The following is a 17537-nucleotide window of genomic DNA, read 5'->3' on the forward strand; positions in this document are numbered from 1 at the left end:
TTTAATTCCTGATCAAGTCCACAAAGATGTCCACCAACGATGCCTGGCCGGTTTGTTCCTTCAACTCGTTGAGCGTGCCGCAGTATCGCAGTCGGCCGGCGTGCAACAAACCGAATCGATCGCACAAGCGTTCCGCTTCGTCCAAGCGGTGGGTGCACACGACGACCGCTTTTCCACCGCGACGCAGAATGTCGATGTAGTCAAAAATGGTTTGAACACCGACCACGTCCAGCCCGCGCGTCGGTTCGTCCAATAACATCACCGGGGGGGCATGAATCAGACCGCGAACCAGCGTCACACGTTGCCGCTGCCCCGTGCTCAACTCCCCGGCACGCCGATCCAACAGATGCTTGATATCCATCATGTCCGCCAAGCTTTCGCAGCGTTGTTCGGCCAGCGTGGAATCCACGGCATACAGATCGGCGAAATACAACAACATTTCCCGGACGCTCAGCCAGGGGTAGACGCCGTCGCTGGCCGAGACGAACCCGAGTCGGCTTTTGACAGCCATCGGGTCGGTCGCGGTGCGGACTCCGTCGACCTCCGCGTACCCCGAATCGGGCTCCAGCAACCCCAGGATCATCCGCATCGTGGTGGTCTTGCCGGCGCCGTTGGGCCCCAGCAATCCGAAAACCTCTCCCGGCGAAATCCGAAACGAGACGTCATCGACGGCGGTCAACACGCCGTCGTCCAAGGGAAAGGATTTCGTTAGCGATTCGACATGCAGCATGGACGTCCGCATCCACCGAAAAGAGCACTAGGATTAGAAAAGTTTATCTCGCCGCCAGCTCGCTCGCGGGATTTGCCATCTCGCACAATTGCACCGCGTTTGCCAAATCACGCCTTGCGAAATCGCGGCAGGCTTTGGGAAACCAAGCTAGGGTAGCGCGTCGACCAGCATTTCGCTGCATTGTTACCGAGATTCACCAGACTCGACTACTCCCAGTGACAGGTTCTGCGATAATCCGCACATGAATCGCCACGGGCGGCGAACGCAATCCGCAGCCTCGACGGCTTGAAACACAGGTTTTGTTCGCAACAATCGCGGCAATCGGTTCGCCGTGGCGGGTAAAACGCGAACCCCCATCGGTCTGCCTACGAATCTGCCCAAGATATAGTTCCCCCAGCACACTGCCCCAGCACACAGTTCTTTGTCCGAGCCGACCGACACGAACGATCCGGCGCCCCTCCGCATCCTCTCCTGCTCCAGCCCCGGTCCGCACGACGCCGCCGCCCCCCCCGAAGCGACGGACGATGCCGAGGAGTGCGTCAAGGACAAGGCGAGCGAATTTGAGATCGTCTCGTTGAGCGTGAACAGCAACGCGGACGATTTGCACAGCGATGATGCAAGCAGTGACGACGAAGAGCGCGATGCAGAGTCAATCGCCGCAGACACTCCGTCGGGCAAGACCGGCGAAAGCGATCCGGCAAGTGTTGTCGACAAACGGATCGCACTGGTCGGCCGTTTCGGCAGCATGAGTCATCGTGAAGCGGCCAACGTGTTACAGTCCTTTCAAGCGGTCGTGGTGGATCTGCCTCGACGGTCGTCATCGAGCGCGGCTAAAAAAGCAGCGGACTCGGGCGACGCCTCCACCGATCGCCCGGCGGTCGACCTGGTGGTCATCGGCGCCGACCAGCCCCCGCTCTCCCAGGCCGAGTTGCTGCCGCCCGGAGTGATCGATGCCGCGGCCCGTGGAGAGCTGGAAATCATCCACGAAACCGAACTCTGGCAGCGGCTGGGCCTGTTCGACGTCGGACGATCGGCGCAACGTTATTACACCCCGGTCATGTTGGCCGATTTGCTGGGCGTTTCGGTGCGCGTGATCCGGCGTTGGTATCGCCTGGGGCTGATCACACCGGTGACGACGCTGCACAAGCTGCACTACTTTGACTACGCCGAAGTTGCCACGGCCAAACGTCTGGCCGGCTGGATGTCCGCCGGAGCCAGTCGCACGGCGATCGAGCGTCGGCTGGTGGATTTGATCCAGGTGCTTCCCAACATTCGTCGACCGCTCGATCAACTCTCGATTCTGGTCGAGGGCAAACACATCCTGCTGCGGCAAGGCGATGGGTTGGTCGAACCGGGCGGACAGATGCGGTTCGATTTCGATGCGCTAGAAACGGACGCCGAACCGACGCGCGACGTCCTGGCGTTCCAGCCGCCCGACCAGCCACCGATGTTGCGGACCGTCGGCACAGCCGAGCACGATCCGATTTTGGAAGCCGCGTATCAAGCCGAAGACGAAGACGACTTGGAAACCGCGATCGATTTGTATCACACGATCTTGGCCCGTGACGGCGCGCGGGCCGAGATCAGTTTCCAGATCGGCGAACTGCTGTACCGAATGAACTTTCTGATCGCTGCACGCGAGCGGTATTACAGCGCGATCGAAATCGACCCCGAGTTTGTCGAAGCCCGGGCCAGTTTGGGCGCCGTGCTGGCCGAACTGGGGCAACTGGAACTGGCCGTCGCCGCACTGCGCGGGGCCCTGTCGATGCACGAAGACTATGCCGACGTCCACTACACGCTCGCCAAAACACTCGACCGGCTGGGCGATGATCTGCAAGCCCTCCAGCACTGGCAGCGGATCGTGCAACTGGCCCCGAACAGCCCGTGGGCGGCCGAAGCGAGGGAGCGGTTGGGGATTTAGGGAGGAGGATGGCAGAATGATACGGGGCAGAATGATGGAGCGGGGAGACAAGAAAATGGGTGACAACAAGATGAACTGGCGGAAGTGAGTCGTCGCCTGTCAGTGCCTCCCCATCATTCTGCCTTCTCATCGTTTTGCCCCCATCCCCCAACCTCAGCTGCCCGTCCTTTCCAGGAACGTCGCGGGAAATTCCGCGGACGACCGCCCGGAAGGGGCGTCGTACTGTGCTAGACCATTCCCCAGCGACGTCTTAAAAACCATTCCACGCTCAGGGCGCCGGCGAACAGGGTGAACACCAGCCAGCCGCTGCCGGGGCCGTCGCCCAAACGATTCTTTTCAATCACCGGCGTCTCCGCACTTCGTCGTTTCGCGGCAATCGTTTCGATCAAGGCGTCGATCTGTTGCGGATCGAATGACGCTCCGCCGTGGTCGGCGGTCAGGTCGGCGAGCTGTTTCATGTAAACCGGGTCGGCCATCGGGCGTGCCAGTTCGCGACTGGTCTCGGTGACTTGAAAGGCGACTTCATCAGGCTCGATCGAATCATCACCATCGGGGCGGACAACAAGTTTATAGAAACCCGGTTCCAGTTCGGGGATCTGGCCGCTGATTCGAGGCTGGCCGCCGGCCGTCGCCGTGACGTCCAACGCTGTTTCCTTGCCCTGTTCGTCGACGACCACCGCAGACAACGTGACGTCGGCGACGACCTCGCCGACACTCAACAACCGGGCGCGAAACTCGGGCCTGCTGTCGGATTCAAACCGCCGCACGTCCATCTCGGCGATCAAGCGGTCGCCGCCTGATTCTTCACGCGACATCAACCACAACATCAATTGACGCCAAAACCGTTGATGAGCCTCCGCCTTGCCGGCCCGCCACCAACGGTACGTCTCGTCGATCGCCAACGACGCCACCCGTCCCTTGCCATAGCTGCCGATCACCAACAGCGGTTCCTTGCCTTTGGTCTCCAACAACGTTTGCACGCCGGCGGCCACCTTGGCATCGACCAACCGATTCGCGCCGCGAAGTTCGGGCAACGAATCCCAAACCGCTGCCGGGTCCGATCCGCCGAGATCGACGATCGGATGGCGACGTGCGACTTGCACTTTGATCGGCCCGGGAAGCTGGGAATCGGAACGAGCCGCCCGCTCGGCCGGAGTCATCACACCGCGTGTCGGCGGTCGGCGCCGCGAAGGATCCATTTTGATCGGCAGCACGTCGGCCAGTTTCCCGTCGGCGTAACCACCGGTCCCGTAGGTCTGCAGCCCGCCGAGTGTGATCAGGCCGGCGCCGTCGTTGACCCTTGCAGCCAATTCCTCCAGTTGGGCGATTCCTAAGGCATTGGAATCGAGGTCGCCGATGATGAAGATGTCATAGCGTCCGGGTTTCAAGACGGCGTCCAACGAAACCGGCCAGTTTCGGTCCCCGCGGATCGGCGCGTAGTCGAGTTCCAGATCGGGAAAGCGACGCAGCGAACGGCGCAGAAACGTTTGTTCCGGCCGACCGGGACCTTCCAGGATCAAAATTCGGCCGCCTCCCTCGCGGACGTCGACGAAGGCGGTTTGCGTGTTGTTGCTGGTCACCCATTCGCCTTCCTGGGCCGCCGCTTGGACTTGCAAACGGTACAGCCCCGGATCGGGTGCGGTCATCGGAATCGTCAGCGCGAGCGTTTCCCGCGCCCCACTCGGATCGATCTGTCGCGACCGTGCTTCGGTCCTGGTTCCATCGGCGGCGATCCACGACACGGTGACCGGGATCTGTCGGCGGGCCAAACCGTTGGCCTGGACGGTCACGGAAACTTCAAATTGGTTTCCGGCGAACAACTGAAAACTGTCCGGCAGGTTGGTCAACGCGACGTCGCGTGCCGAGGCGTCGGTGCTGGGCGGTCCGATCGGGACGGTCCACAGAGGAACCGCGAGCGCATCGAGCACTTCGGCACCGCGGCGGGCGGCGGTGCTTTGATCGGCGGCCTGACGCTCTGCACCAGCGACCGCGGTTTGCGTTCCATCGCCCATCATGACCACACCGGCCATCGGTTTGCCCGCCGAGGCGTCGATGGCGCCCTGCATCGCCTGCCCGAGATTGGTTTCGTCGCCGAGTGGCTGCATCGAATCCAAACGGTCGGCGAGTCTCGCGATCGCATCTTGCTCCCGCGCCTGTGCGATCGACTCGGATTTGGAATCGTAACCGATCAGGTGGATGTCCAGCATTTCATCCAACCGGCCGACTTCGGAGAACAGTCGTTGCAGCGCCGTCTTTTGGCTGGCCCAACGATCGGTCCCATCACCGTCGGGCAGCGACATGCTGCGAGAGGTATCGACCGCGACCACCAGCGTCGCCGCGGCGGGACGGTTGTCGGTGCGGACCAATGTCGGCCGCATTGCAGCGATCAACAGCACCAACCCGGCCAGCGAACGGAGCACGATCAGCCACTTTCGTTTGGCCGGATCCTCGGTCGGCGGCGTCACCAACGCGATGACCGCGACGACGGCCGCGGCCGCGGCCAGTGCGACCCACAGCGATCCGTAAAGTGGTTCCAGGGTGAATCGCGTCATGCCGCCGATCTCCGAACCGCGGATCCGGAGTTTGCCGCAGCAGCGCGACGATAGAATCGATTGCCCAAGACCTGTTCCAGCATGAAAACCAGCAGCGCCAACAGCATGATGGGGGACCACAACGAGACGACTCGGGTGCCATCGGTGGCCGTCCAGTCCATCTCCTCAAGTGAATCGATTTGCCGCAATTGATCGGGACCGAACAGGCGTTCCAGACGTTCGAAATCCAAACGCGTCGTCGACAACTGATCGCGTTGCAAGTTGGCGGTGAAGCCGAGTCCGATTTCGTCGCCGCGAATCCAGTGCACGCCGCTGTGTTTGGGTTGACCGACCACGATTCGCGATGTCAGGTCGCCTTGGGGCGAGTCGGCGGGGGGAAGATTGATCGGAACCGGCGTCGCCCCGACCGGTGGAAACCATTGCAATCGACGCGGTTTTCCATCCGCTTCGGTTGCGGCTTGATTGCGGATCGGGATCGAAACCGGGGCGCCGACACGCGTCGTCCATGATTCGGCGCTGCGCCCGGTCACGTAACGGGTCACGTCGCGGACCAACGAGAACGCGGGCCAATACTCGTCGGATTGAAACAATCGATTCCAGGCCGACGATGGCGGTGCGATGGCCGGGATCGGCGTGGTCAGCACCAGGATCCGCCCCGCGCCGGACGCGGCCGATGCCGCGCCACTGGAATCCGCCGCGGCGCCGTTCGCTGCCGAAGCCCACTGGACCAATGCCGCATGCTCGGTGCCGGCGTAACGCATCAACACCTGCGCCTGGTCCGAAGGTCCGAGTTGCCAGTACTGGTGGATGCGGAAATCTTGAAACGGCACTCCGCCGGGCGTGTTGGCCAGCGTGATCAATGCGGGATGCGAGACGGCGGAGATTTCTAGAAAGGTTCCCGGATCGGGAACACGCCAGCGACGACGGAACACCGGCCAACCTTCGACGGCGACCTGCCCTTGTCCCAACCGATCACCGACGGCGACAAACACGCTGCCGCCTTGATCACGGTACCGCGCCAGTTCGGGTTCACCGAGCGCGCTCTCGGGCGGGTCCAGCAAGATCACGCCGTCAAAATCTGTCATCCGCGACGCAGCCAGATCGTCATACCCGATCCGCTCGATCGCATACTGTGACGACGGGTCGTCGATCGGCGCCGGAGCCGACACCGCCCAAGCGATCTCCTCCGCCTCGTCCGCCTGATCGCCGATCAACAGCAATCGACTCGGCGGCAACACGGCGACGCTAAAGTAACTCGCATCATCAATCGCCAACGAATCCTCGCCGACCAAACGGATCGCCCCATGGTGCAAACCGACCGAAAGCGGCGGCAACGTCATCTGTAGTTCGACGTCACGGCCCGGTTGCAACGTCACACTCAATCGGTCGACCGGTTTGGCCTGGGGACGAATGATTGCTCCGTCGCGCACCACCGGCAACGCGGGGCTGCTGGGATACAACACACATTCGGCGGTGACATTCAACGATCGATCAGGCGTCGAATCCTCGGTATCCGTTCCGCTCGGAGTCGCGTCCACTTCGTTGAGCGACAAGACGGCGGCGACCGCGATCGATGTTTCGGGGGCGGGCGAGATGTCCGAAAGCGTCGGCAACGAAACCGATCGGTTGGCCCCCACATAGCCGCCCAGGTCCCACACGGTCACGCGAATGTCCGACGATTCCAGCAGCGCGGCCATCGACGAATCCGGCCCTTCGGCGGAGAAACTCGACTCGGCCAATCCGCTCAAGACCACCAGTTGTCGCGAGGGGATCTCACTGGTTTGCAGCAATCGGGCCGCCGCTTCGATCCGCGACTCCAACGGCTGCACGACCTCCAACGCCTGTAAGGCATCGGCTTTGGAAACTGCCCCGGTCACGTCAAGCGAGAATGCGGCGGGGGCACTTGAGCGATCGACGACGGCGATGCGGCTTTGCCGGTTGGCCGCCAAGATCAGTTGTTTGGCGGCATCGCGGAGGCGATTCAATTGGGTTTCGTCGGCCGATCGCCAGGCCGAAAGCGGTGCGTTGTCAACGACGATGGCCAACGCGACCGGCGTCGCATCATCGATCTGGGGTTTGGTGCCGCTGGCCAGTGTGTAGCCGGCCCAGCCAAGCGCGGCGACCAGGACCAAGCCGGCAGCGCCCAGCAACGCCCAGACCAAGTTCTTTTGGTTCGCCTTGCCGGCGGCGACCGAAGCCATCGCCAACAGCGCTATCCCGGCCAGCGAGAGGATCCCGATGGTCGACCAGGTCATCGAGAGCGCCCCGGCGATCACCGGGCGTGCCAATGCGAGCGCGAGGACGGCAAAGGCGGCGATCCGCAACGCCAACAACCACCAACGCCGCACGCGGACCTTGCTGCGGTTGGTTTCGAATCGCTGCGTCAGCAATCGAACGGACGGAAACACCACCTGCTTGGGTTCTTTCCGCGCAATCAGGTGCAACGCGATCGGGATCCCGACCGCCGCCAACGCGATCAACAAGGTGGTGTTTACGAAGGTCACGGATCAGTCCTGCCGGTTTGACAGGCTGGAAGCCTATCCCACTTCGACGTCGCGACGCTCGCCAGAGCGTGGAAAACGGCGGGGATCCACCTTCTGGCGAAGGTCGCTACGTTCGTCCCGCGATTGGCGATCTTTGAAAACCAAAGTGGCGTTTTCCAGCTAGTCATCGAGCGCCCGCTTTCGCATGCGACGGATTTTGTCTTGGTGATGGCGATGGGTTCGAAACGCATCCAAGCCGGCGAGGATCACGATCACCATCAAGGTCAACGTGACGATCGACCAGGCCGCCAAGTAGACGACGCCGACGCCCGCGAACGTGGCCGCCAAGATCAACGCGCCACAGATTCCGATCAAGACGTTCACCAACAGACGCGACTTCTTGCGTCGTCGGCGGTACTCGATGTCATCGTCCCCGTCAAACGTATCGTGGGGCCAGCCGCGGTGTTCGGTCCATTGCAACCAAAACGCAAAAAACAACAACGTGACGCCCAGCAACAACCCTCCGGCGAACATCGCGGGTACCTCCTATCGAGTCGGATCGGTGGTCGCGGCACTTTGCGAGACGAGCCACTGGTGCGCGACCCAGACGACCGCCGCGATGGATTGACCGCTGCAATTTTCCGGCACGTCTTGCTCGGTATGCCAATACGACGGGGCACCGATCCCGGGACGCGGGTAGTCGAAATCGATGACATCAATCGTGGGAATCCTGGCGATCTGGTTCAGCGGCAAGTGATCGTCGCGGAGGTCATGACGCGTCCGCATCACAAAGGCCTCGACCCCCAATTGATCCGCCTTTTTCCAAAACGATCGCGCCACCGACTTCGCGTAGCGGATGCTGTTGGCTTCATAGTACAGCTTCAACTCTTTGTCACCAATCATGTCGAACAACACCCCGGCGGAGTAGGGCACCGCCGGTGGGTCGTTTCGGTATTGTTCGGCAAAGTAGGTCGATCCGATGAAGTAACGCCCACCGTCGCGTTGCCAGATAAACTCCTCGCCGTCAAACAACACCAAATCGACACCGACGTCGCCGGGCAGATCCTCCAGTTGGTTGGCCAGTTCCATCAACCCCGCCGTACCGCTGGCCCCGTCGTTGGCACCGATGAACACTCCCCGCGGATTGTGTCGGTCCCGATCCGGGTAGGGGCGGGTGTCATAATGGGCACAGAACAGAAATCGTTTGGGACGCTGAGGGTGCCAGGACGCGATCAGGTTGACCATCGTCAGTGCCGAACCGTCGCGTGGATCGCGTGTCTCAAACGCCTGCCGGGTCACCGTCGCACCACGTTGCTTGAAAAAGTCTTCCAGCATCCGCTGTTGACGCACCATCGCGGCGCTGCCGGAGGGGCGCGGTCCGAGGTCACACAGTTGTTGCAGATACGACATTGCCCGATCGGCGTCGTAACGATCGGGGATCGCACCACGCGTCGGGCTTTCGACCGCCACCGCGCCCCGCTGGAATGCTCCGGAGGAGACCGCGATCAACAGGCCCCCGCCCCCGAGCAGCGCGGCGATCAACAGCCACGCCAACGTGCCGCGCGATTTGGCCTCGGATCGATGCGGATCGGTCGCGTCGGAATCATCCACCTCGCTCATCGGCGGGTGTGACCGGCCACGCGGCAGAGACGTCATCGCAGGAACGGATGTTTTGGTCATTCAAAGTCCATTGGCAGACGTCTGTCGGGGTCGCCGGCAGCACCTGATCGCGGCCGGAGGGTTCATTGTAGGCGTTCAAGCAGCCATCGGGCTAGGCGTTGGCCGAAGGGTCGCCGTGTTCTCCGAACTCGGCGACTGCGCAGTCTTACCCGAAACCGAGCCCAGGGTAGACCACAAGCAGACGACCGCAATTCGGTTTGCGGGTTCCGCGCCCGTAGCGGAAGCCGCCAAGGCTTTCGGCCCTCGCATGCGGCGTCGCCACGCCGCTGCGAAACTCTTGGCGAGTTCCGCTACCCGGAACCGAAGCGGCGGTCGTCGACCATCGCCGGTGCGTCAAAACAGTCGGTTGTACCCGTTCAGCGCCGCGACGCGGTAGGCTTCGGCCATCGTCGGATAGTTGAACGTCGTTTCGATAAAGTATTCCAGGTTCAGGTCTTTCGAATCCATCACCGCCTGGCCGATGTGGACGATTTCCGATGCGTTGGCGCCGAAGCAGTGGACGCCCAGGATCTTCAGCGTATCGCGATGGAACAGGATCTTCAGCATCCCGACGGTGGTCCCCATGATCTGGGCGCGGGCCAAACTCTTGAACTGACTTTGGCCGACTTCATAGGGCACGCAGGCCTCGGTCAATTCCCGTTCGGTCTGGCCGACAGAACTGATTTCGGGGCTGGTGTAGATCCCCGTCGGCAGATCGTTGACTCGCAAGTTACCGTCTTTGCGTCCTAGGACGTGCATTCCGGCCGCGCGACCTTGGGTGTACGCGGCGCTGGCCAACGAGGGATACCCGATCACGTCGCCGACGGCATAGATGTGCTCCTTGGCGGTTTGAAACTGATCATCGACATCCAGTTGACCGCGACTGTTGGGGACCAAGCCGATGTTTTCCAGCCCCAGGTCATCGGTGTTGCCCGTGCGTCCGTTGGCCCACAGCAAGACGTCGGTTTTGATCTGTTTGCCGCTTTGCAAGTGCAAGACAACGCCATCGTCTTGGCCCTCGATGCGTTCAAACGTCTCATTGTGACGAATCACGACACCTTGATCACGCAGGTGATAGGACAGCGCGTCAACGATTTCGTCGTCCAAGAACTCCAACAACTTGCCACGCGTGTTGACCAGATTGATTTTGACGCCGATGTTTCGAAACATCGAGGCATACTCGGTGCCGACCACCCCGGCGCCGTAAATGGTGATCGAACTGGGTTTCTCGGCAAGTCCTAAGATCGTGTCGCTGTCGAAGATACGCGGATGGTCGAAATCGACTTCCGGCGGCCGATAAGGACGCGCGCCGGTCGAAATCACAAACGCCTTGCTGCGGATCGTTTCGCCGTTTTCGATTTCAACGGTATGCTCATCGATAAACCGGGCGTGGCCGAAGTAGATCGGGACATTGTTGCGGTCATAGAACGACTGACGCATCGTCACCTGTTTGGCGATGATTTCGGCCGTGCCGCGGCGCAGTTGTTCCATCGTCGGGCTGGCGTGAATCCCCAGCTCGCGAAACACCGGGTTTTTCAACACGTTCATCGTGTTGGTGATCGTGTACCGCAAGGCCTTGCTGGGAATCGTCCCCCAGTGGGTGCATCCGCCGCCGATCTGGCGGTATCGTTCCGCGATCCCGACCCGCAGACCGCCCTTGCGAGCCTGCATCGCCGCCCCCTCGCCCCCCGGGCCGGTCCCGATGACGAAAAGGTCATAATCGAAGTCCGTGTCAGCCATATCTGTCCGCTTTTGATGTTCGAGTGCTCTATTCGTGCACCGCTTGTTTTACGATGTTGATCGCTCGTGTCCAATGCGATGCCGTGGGCATGGAGCAAGAAAGGTTGGGATCGCAATCGAGGGCATGCCTTTGCGCTGCCTCAAACAGATCGCGCGAAAGATCTTGATCGCCCAATGACGATGAACGCGATTGGTTTCAGCCAGAGGGCCGTACACCCGCCACGTCTGCGGCTGATTGTGTGGCTTCGGACAGACCGCCGGCCCCCTCATCCCCAGCCCTTCTCCCCCGCAAAGCCGGGGGAGAAGGGAGCTGTCGTCAGTTCATTATCCACACGTCATCCCTACCGCACTTCGATATTCAGCGGCGGGATTGCGGCGTAGATGCCGCGGGTGAAGATCTGTTCGATCCAATTGTCCAAACGCACGATCGGGCGTTGGGGCACGATCACCACGTCGCTGTCACGCAGCCAGATCTCGTCGGCCGGCGTCGGCCGTTTGCCCAGCACCGCTCCCTGCAAGTCCAGCATCGTGGACACCAGTCGCCAGTCCTCGGCTCGCCGCAACACGACGACTTGCCGCATGTTACCGCCCGGCAGATGACCACCGGCTTGAGCGATCGCGCCCAGCACCGTGGTCGGTCCTTCCAACTGAATGCGATTCGGCGTTGCGACTTCACCGAGCACGTAAACGAAATGATTCGCTTGCTGGGTCAGGATCGGTTCGGCCTCCAGCCCGACGACCAACTCGCGATAGCGCAAGTTGATCTCTTTCTTTAATTCCGGAAGCGAGAACCCCTGGACGCACAAGCCGCCGATTCCCGGCAACCGAATCTTGCCGTCGGGCATCACCGTGACAGTGAGCGCCTGTTGTTGCAATCCGCTCTGACCGCCGACCGCGTTGCGAATGTCTTCGGCCAAACGGTTGGTCCGAACCGGTGTCACGTCAATCGACGGTTCGTCATACAGTTTCTTGTACTTTTGTTCCAACACGTCGCGGAGCTGGCTGATCGAAAGTCCCGCCGCGTGGACTTGCCCCAACAGTCGAACCGTGATCGTCCCATCGGGTTGAATCTCCAAACCGCGGTCGAGCGTGCCTCGTTGCAGATCTACATCCGCCACCGATTCGATCAGCACTTCGTCACCGGGGGCCAACCGATAGTCGCCTTGATCTTGACGACGGGTGATCAAGTAAATGACTTGCAACTGATCGCCGGGCCGCAGTCGATACTCGCCCAAATGCGCGTACCGCGACGGACCGGCGTAGCCACCGGGGCCATAGGCGTCAAACGGCATCGGATGCATGTCACGCCAACGCCCTTCCGCTCCGCAATGATCCCGACAATCGACCGCCATCATGCACTTGGGACATCCGCCTTTGCACGGATAGCCCCCCGGGACGTTTCGACAGCCACAATCGGTCTCCGGCATCCGGACACCCGCGGCTGCCGGGGCACGGGCCGCCGAGACACTGTGCGACCGTGTAACGGAATCTTGGGCCGAAGCGATCGAGCAAGCGAACACGCAACCGACCATCGCAACGGCGACGATCCACGCCGAGGCGAGGTTCAGGCGAGAGGATGAATGAGACTGCATGGCAAAATCTTGCTTACACGAATGACGTTGAGCGTGGTCGATCGGACCGCTGCGGGCGTTCCGGTGGCGACGTCGCGTTACCACAACTTGGGGAATTTGCCGAGGAACCGTTTCATCGCAGAGCCCTGTTGATCGGGTGAAGCAGCATTCGGGACAGCATTCGGGACAGCATTCGGGACAGCGGTCGATGCGTCGTAAGGTTGGAATTCATCGGCCGAAAAGGCCGGATCAACCGTGGATTCAATGCGCCGGGGATCCATCGCCGGATCTTCGGACGGATCGGGTTTCGCCCCGATCAACGGCAGCCGAAACCCGGCCAGCGACGCCGGGATGAATCGCGATGCTTTCTTTTTACTCGTTTCTGGCTCCGTCTCGACCGGCACCCCCGCTTGGACCGCCGCAGGTTGACGCTGGACCGGAACGTCCGCCGCGGGACGGACCAGTGTGTTGACCGCCGGAGAGATCGATGCGAACTGCGCCGGCGACAGTTCGATCACCTGGGGCAGACGTTGCTCGGCGACAACCGGCGCGCCGGGCGGGCTGCTCGGCTGGTCGTTCCGTTGGTCGGTCGAAACGCCGCCGACGGCAGTGTTCCCACGCGCCATCACGGCGTCGAGTGTTGATGCGAGTTCTGCGGACGGTGCCAGTGTCATCGCATGACGCAGTGTCCACTGTGCTTCGGCGTCGAGCCCCATGTCGGCCAGCTGCATGCCCAGCCGCGTCGCCAAACTGGCGTTGGAAGGTTGGCCCTGGAGCGCGGCACGACGGAGACAAAGCGAAGTTTCTTCGGGCAACCAATTCGTTTCGTTGCGTCCCAGTTGGATCGCGGCGATCAAGTCCATCGCTTGGGCGGCTTGCACCTGGCGGGCTGCCAACGGTGCCAGTTTCACGCGTGCAAAATCCAAGTAGCGATCGGCTAGCTGGGTCGGTGTCAATCGGTTCGGGGGCATCCCGGCCGCCGCGGGCGTTTGATGCGAGGACGCGATCGCAGCAATCATCTCGGCATCGACCGCCGCCCCCGACGCCACAAAATCCCTGGCTTCAGCGATCGCCGTCCGAGCGACACGCATGTCCGCGACCGCCGTGATCGGTTGTCCCGGCGGGGCGTTTTGTGAATCGGTGATGTCGATCCCCGTCGCGGTTAATTCCAATGCCGTCCAAGCCGATGATTCCGCCGACGACCAGGCCCCGACGGAGTATTCGCGGTAGGCATCGTCCAGATGGCGTGCCGCGCGGTCCTGGCAAGATTCCGGCGTGATCGACTGTAACCAACGCGACGATTCGGCATCGTGGACCGGCACTTGCGGAAGCGTCGCGGTGGCCGGGATCGCGTGTTGTGGCTTGGCCGTCGTCGTCGCCGCTGGCAGTTCAGGCTCGGATTCCGGTACCGCCGCGGAGTTCACCGGGGGGAGACGACGTGGGGCCGAAACCGGTGCCGAAACCGGTGCCGAAACCGGTGCCGAAACCGGTGCCGAAACCGGGCCGCGCCCGCTCGGCAGGGCCACAGCGGTGGTATTGCCGGCGACCGCGACGGCTGTCGATGAATCGCCGGACAAGAAATACGGATTACCGTGCGTCCCCGCATCGGCCGTCGCTGCGACGGCCGAGAGTCCGATGCCCATCAGCATTGCGCGTTGTCGATTGCGTCGCGTCATCCGTTTCCGCTTGATTGGGTTCATTGGTCTTCCGTGTCCGTGCCGTCCGAGTCGGGCGTCAACGTGGGACGATTCCATCCGTCATGAGGTTGATTGCCGTAGTGATGATCGGACAGGTTGCAACGATGATCCCTGTCCTTTCGGCGTTTCCAGGGTGTCGTCGGCGGTTGTAGACGGATGAACTGTTACAACCGGCAAAGATTCGCCAAAGAGAAGAAATGCCAGCAAAGCTAGGTTGCGCTAAAGTGGCGTCGGGCGGCCGTAGAAATAGCCTTGCGCGAGGTCGAAGCCGATCGCTTGACAGGCATCCGCCTCGCTGGACGTCTCGATGCCTTCGGCCAACGCCTTGATCTCCAGATCGCGGACCATTTGCACGAGCGTTTCGAGCATCCGATGGCGGGGTTCGTCGGCGTGATCGATGGCGTGGATCAACGAGATATCGAATTTGACGTAATCCGGGCGTGCTTCGATCAGTTCTGCCAGCCGGGCCTGACCGGAACCGAAGTCATCGAACGCTAATTCGATCCCCAGATCCTTGACGGCCGCAGAAAGTTCTCGCATGACCTGACGATTGGTGACACTGGCCTCGTGGATCTCCAACACCAAGTCGGTGTTGCCCGACATCTGCCGCACCTTGACCAGCGAATCGATCAGCTTGCCGGCATCCTCCATTTCCTTGGGGTGGGTGTTGACGAACAGATTGGGTCGGGCGGGCAGGTCGCGTCCGACGCGAACGCCTTCCCATCGCAATAATTGGCTGAGTTCGACTTCCAGATTCAGCTGGCTGGCGGCGTGAAACATGGCCGCGACCGATTCGAGTCCGAACACGCTGCCGCGGCCCAGGATTTCGTGGCCGACGACGTTTCGGCTTTCGACTTCGACGATGACTTGAAAGTGCGGTCGCACCAGTTTTTCGCTCATCATTCGATCGAACTGCACCAGCGCCAACGCTTCATCACAGACGTTGCGTGCGATCGTTCCGGCGGATTGTCCGGTCGGGGATTGTCGGAGCACTCGAAAGGGCGCCTCGGCGAAGTGAATCAGGTCTTCTTCGTCGACCGTGACTTCACCTTGAATCCGTTCGCCATTGACATATGTCCCGTTGGTGCTGTTCAGATCGGTCAGCCGCAGTTTGCCATCGTGGGGCGACAGGATGGCGTGTCGTCCACTGACGGTTTTGAAATTTAACTTCAGCGACGATCCCGGTTTTCGACCGATCGTGAACTCCGGCTCGTCGATCGGCAGGTGACGCAGATTGTCACGTGGTTCAAGAGCCCCGGACAAGAACCAAACGTCGCTTCCAACCACGGTGCTGTGGCAGAGTCGGTCGAGTGCGGAAGTGTCGAGCGAGGTCATGGGGGTAATGGGCGGATGAGGGCTTCGGATGAAAGTGGGGCGTGACGGGCCGGTCTGCCGATGAACGGTGATCACCCGAGAGACATCGGTTTCAGCAAAATTGTAGGTCGCGTTTTCGTCCCCCCCCGTTGTTCGGCGGCAGAATTCTTGTTCGGCGGCAGAATTCTTTGGAGGGAGGCAATCCCCGGGGCTGCGGCGGGGGCGAAATCGCGAACAGGGGCAGCAGTGTTGGTGTCGAGCCGTTAGGCGATTCCCGGTCGCTGCATCGCAGCGATAGTGGCTGCAAGAGCCTGTACGCCAACGCTTCAGCCCGTGTCATTCGTTTCCGCCCCTCGTTTCGCACCTGACGCGGGTTATTGGTGAGCTAGTTTTCATTCAACTGTCGTTTAGGAAACGCCCCGCGATCCCCCCGGTGGCAGATTCCTGACAGACGCCGATGCACCCCCACGCAATTTCGCATCACACTCACCACACTCCATCCGCACATTCGGTATGAACGCCGCAATCCATGAGACCCATGCTGTTGATTCAGGCCTGCTAGGCAGCTTGCTGACCGACGATACGTTTTGGCCGGCCGAGACCCAATCGCTTTCCGAGACCGGGCTCAGCGATTCGTTTGTCGAAGGCCTGATTCTCAAGTCTGTGCTGAGCACCGGCACCATCAGCGGCCGCAGCCTGTCCGAATTCATCGGTCTGCCCTTTAAAGTGACCGATCCGTTGCTCGATTCGATGCGGACCCGCAAGCTGATCGCGCATGTGCGTCCCGCTCCGTTCAACGATTACTACTACTCGTTGACCGAACTCGGCCAGACCCGCGCCGGCAACCAGATGAAGCAGTGCAGCTACGTCGGCCCGGCGCCGGTGCCGCTGTCGGATTATGTGCTCAGCGTCGAAGCCCAATCGGCGGGGCTGGATCCGGTCACGCAAGACCAGCTGCGTCAGGCGCTCACGGACATCTCCTATCAACAGGACCTGTTGGACTTCCTCGGACCGGCGATCAACAGCAACACCGGACTGTTTCTGTTCGGCGAACCGGGCAACGGAAAGACGACGATCGCCCGCTGTCTGACGCAGTGTCTGGGCCAAGAGATTTGGATTCCGCACGCGATTCTCGATGACGGCAACCTGATCAAATTGCAAGATGACGCCTTTCACCGCCCCGCCCCGGTCCCGGAAACGGCCGCGCAAATCCTAAAGGCCCAGGAATGGGATCGTCGTTGGCTTCGCATCCAACGCCCGACGGTGATGGTCGGCGGCGAACTGGTGATGGAAAACCTGGAGGTGCGACACGACCCGCGCAGCAACATCTGCGAAGCGCCGTTGCAGATGAAAAGCAATTGCGGCTGTCTGTTGATCGATGACTTCGGTCGTCAACGGATCGCCCCCGAAGAATTGCTCAACCGCTGGATCGTTCCGCTGGAGAATCGTTGCGATTTCCTGACGTTGCCCACCGGCAAAAAAATCCAGTTGCCGTTCGAGCAGCTGTTGATCTTTTCGACCAACCTGGATCCGGGCGACCTGGTCGACGAAGCCTTTCTGAGACGGGTTCCCTACAAGATCTTTGTCGGTGATCCGGGGCCGGACGAATACCGGCAACTGATGAAGACGGTCTCGCGTCAGATGGGGTTTCCCGAAACGCCCGAAGCGGCCGAATACATGCTGTCGTACTACCAGAACAAAGCACGCAAACCACGGCGTTGTCACCCGCGCGATCTATTGAAACAGATCGAAGCCTTTTGCCGCTACCGACAACTGCCCTTGGGCATTCGCCCGGAATACCTGGAGCGCGCCTGCCGAAGCTACTTCAGCGACCTGTAGCGTCCACTTGAGTCACCGAGAGCAACGGAAG

11 protein-coding genes are annotated in these 17537 nt (G+C 61.3%); 2 read left to right on the forward strand and 9 right to left on the reverse strand.

Translation table 11 applies throughout. The features are described from left to right. Position 1: 1 nt before the first annotated feature. Positions 2-730 (reverse strand): ATP-binding cassette domain-containing protein, encoded by a 729-nt coding sequence (locus tag H1B37_RS08515; protein WP_182866207.1) that lies wholly within the window; start codon positions 728-730, stop codon positions 2-4. A 421-nt stretch (positions 731-1151) separates the two neighbouring features. Between H1B37_RS08515 and H1B37_RS08520 the strand changes: the two genes are divergently transcribed. Then, positions 1152-2651 carry a MerR family transcriptional regulator gene (locus tag H1B37_RS08520; RefSeq protein ID WP_286177532.1) on the forward strand — a complete coding sequence of 500 codons (1500 nt, stop codon included), beginning with the start codon at positions 1152-1154 and terminating at the stop codon, positions 2649-2651. A 227-nt stretch (positions 2652-2878) separates the two neighbouring features. Here the strand turns inward: H1B37_RS08520 and H1B37_RS08525 are convergent, their stop codons facing one another. From H1B37_RS08525 to H1B37_RS08560, 8 genes are all read right to left on the reverse strand, one after another. Continuing rightward, on the reverse strand, positions 2879-5203 hold the full coding sequence (locus tag H1B37_RS08525; RefSeq protein ID WP_182866208.1) for a VWA domain-containing protein: 2325 nt from the start codon (positions 5201-5203) through the stop codon (positions 2879-2881). Further along, positions 5200-7707, reverse strand: coding sequence for a BatA domain-containing protein (locus H1B37_RS08530; RefSeq protein WP_182866209.1), 2508 nt, complete (start codon positions 7705-7707; stop codon positions 5200-5202). The genes H1B37_RS08525 and H1B37_RS08530 overlap by 4 nt, the downstream gene beginning before the upstream one ends. A 159-nt stretch (positions 7708-7866) precedes the next feature. Then, positions 7867-8220 carry a hypothetical protein gene (locus H1B37_RS08535; RefSeq protein WP_182866210.1) on the reverse strand — a complete coding sequence of 118 codons (354 nt, stop codon included), beginning with the start codon at positions 8218-8220 and terminating at the stop codon, positions 7867-7869. 12 nt (positions 8221-8232) lie between these two features. Beyond that, entirely contained in the window at positions 8233-9366 is a 1134-nt protein-coding gene (locus tag H1B37_RS08540) for a M28 family peptidase (protein ID WP_286177533.1), read from the reverse strand. A gap of 333 nt (positions 9367-9699) precedes the next feature. Continuing rightward, the gene (sthA, locus tag H1B37_RS08545; RefSeq protein ID WP_182866211.1) at positions 9700-11085 is read right to left on the reverse strand and encodes a Si-specific NAD(P)(+) transhydrogenase; all 1386 of its coding nucleotides are present in this window, start codon (positions 11083-11085) and stop codon (positions 9700-9702) included. Positions 11086-11426: 341 nt separating this feature from the next. After that, positions 11427-12677, reverse strand: coding sequence for a polysaccharide biosynthesis/export family protein (locus tag H1B37_RS08550; RefSeq protein ID WP_182866212.1), 1251 nt, complete (start codon positions 12675-12677; stop codon positions 11427-11429). 77 nt (positions 12678-12754) lie between these two features. Beyond that, a complete protein-coding gene (locus tag H1B37_RS08555; protein ID WP_182866213.1) occupies positions 12755-14356 on the reverse strand; it encodes a hypothetical protein in 1602 nt (533 codons plus the stop codon). 216 nt (positions 14357-14572) lie between these two features. Continuing rightward, complete coding sequence (locus H1B37_RS08560; RefSeq protein ID WP_182866214.1) at positions 14573-15688, reverse strand: EAL domain-containing protein; 1116 nt, start codon at positions 15686-15688, stop codon at positions 14573-14575. 492 nt (positions 15689-16180) lie between these two features. On the opposite strand from H1B37_RS08560, the gene H1B37_RS08565 reads away from it, so the two are divergent. Further along, positions 16181-17506: a DUF8689 domain-containing protein gene (locus tag H1B37_RS08565; protein WP_182866215.1), complete on the forward strand. Its 1326-nt coding sequence runs from the start codon at positions 16181-16183 to the stop codon at positions 17504-17506. The last annotated feature ends 31 nt before the right edge of the window (positions 17507-17537 follow it).

The sequence above is a fragment of the Stieleria mannarensis genome, assembly GCF_014154935.1.
GTDB lineage: Bacteria > Planctomycetota > Planctomycetia > Pirellulales > Pirellulaceae > Stieleria > Stieleria mannarensis.

Bases quoted from the DNA above. Each gene is read 5' to 3' on its own strand.
- H1B37_RS08515 (WP_182866207.1), bottom strand. From the start codon at position 730: ATGCTGCATGTCGAATCGCTAACGAAATCCTTTCCCTTGGACGACGGC.
- H1B37_RS08525 (WP_182866208.1), bottom strand. From the start codon at position 5,203: ATGACGCGATTCACCCTGGAACCACTTTACGGATCGCTGTGGGTCGCA.
- H1B37_RS08535 (WP_182866210.1), bottom strand. From the start codon at position 8,220: ATGTTCGCCGGAGGGTTGTTGCTGGGCGTCACGTTGTTGTTTTTTGCG.
- H1B37_RS08540 (WP_286177533.1), bottom strand. From the start codon at position 9,366: ATGACCAAAACATCCGTTCCTGCGATGACGTCTCTGCCGCGTGGCCGG.
- sthA (WP_182866211.1), bottom strand. From the start codon at position 11,085: ATGGCTGACACGGACTTCGATTATGACCTTTTCGTCATCGGGACCGGC.
- H1B37_RS08550 (WP_182866212.1), bottom strand. From the start codon at position 12,677: ATGCAGTCTCATTCATCCTCTCGCCTGAACCTCGCCTCGGCGTGGATC.
- H1B37_RS08555 (WP_182866213.1), bottom strand. From the start codon at position 14,356: ATGAACCCAATCAAGCGGAAACGGATGACGCGACGCAATCGACAACGC.
- H1B37_RS08560 (WP_182866214.1), bottom strand. From the start codon at position 15,688: ATGACCTCGCTCGACACTTCCGCACTCGACCGACTCTGCCACAGCACC.
- H1B37_RS08565 (WP_182866215.1), top strand. From the start codon at position 16,181: ATGAACGCCGCAATCCATGAGACCCATGCTGTTGATTCAGGCCTGCTA.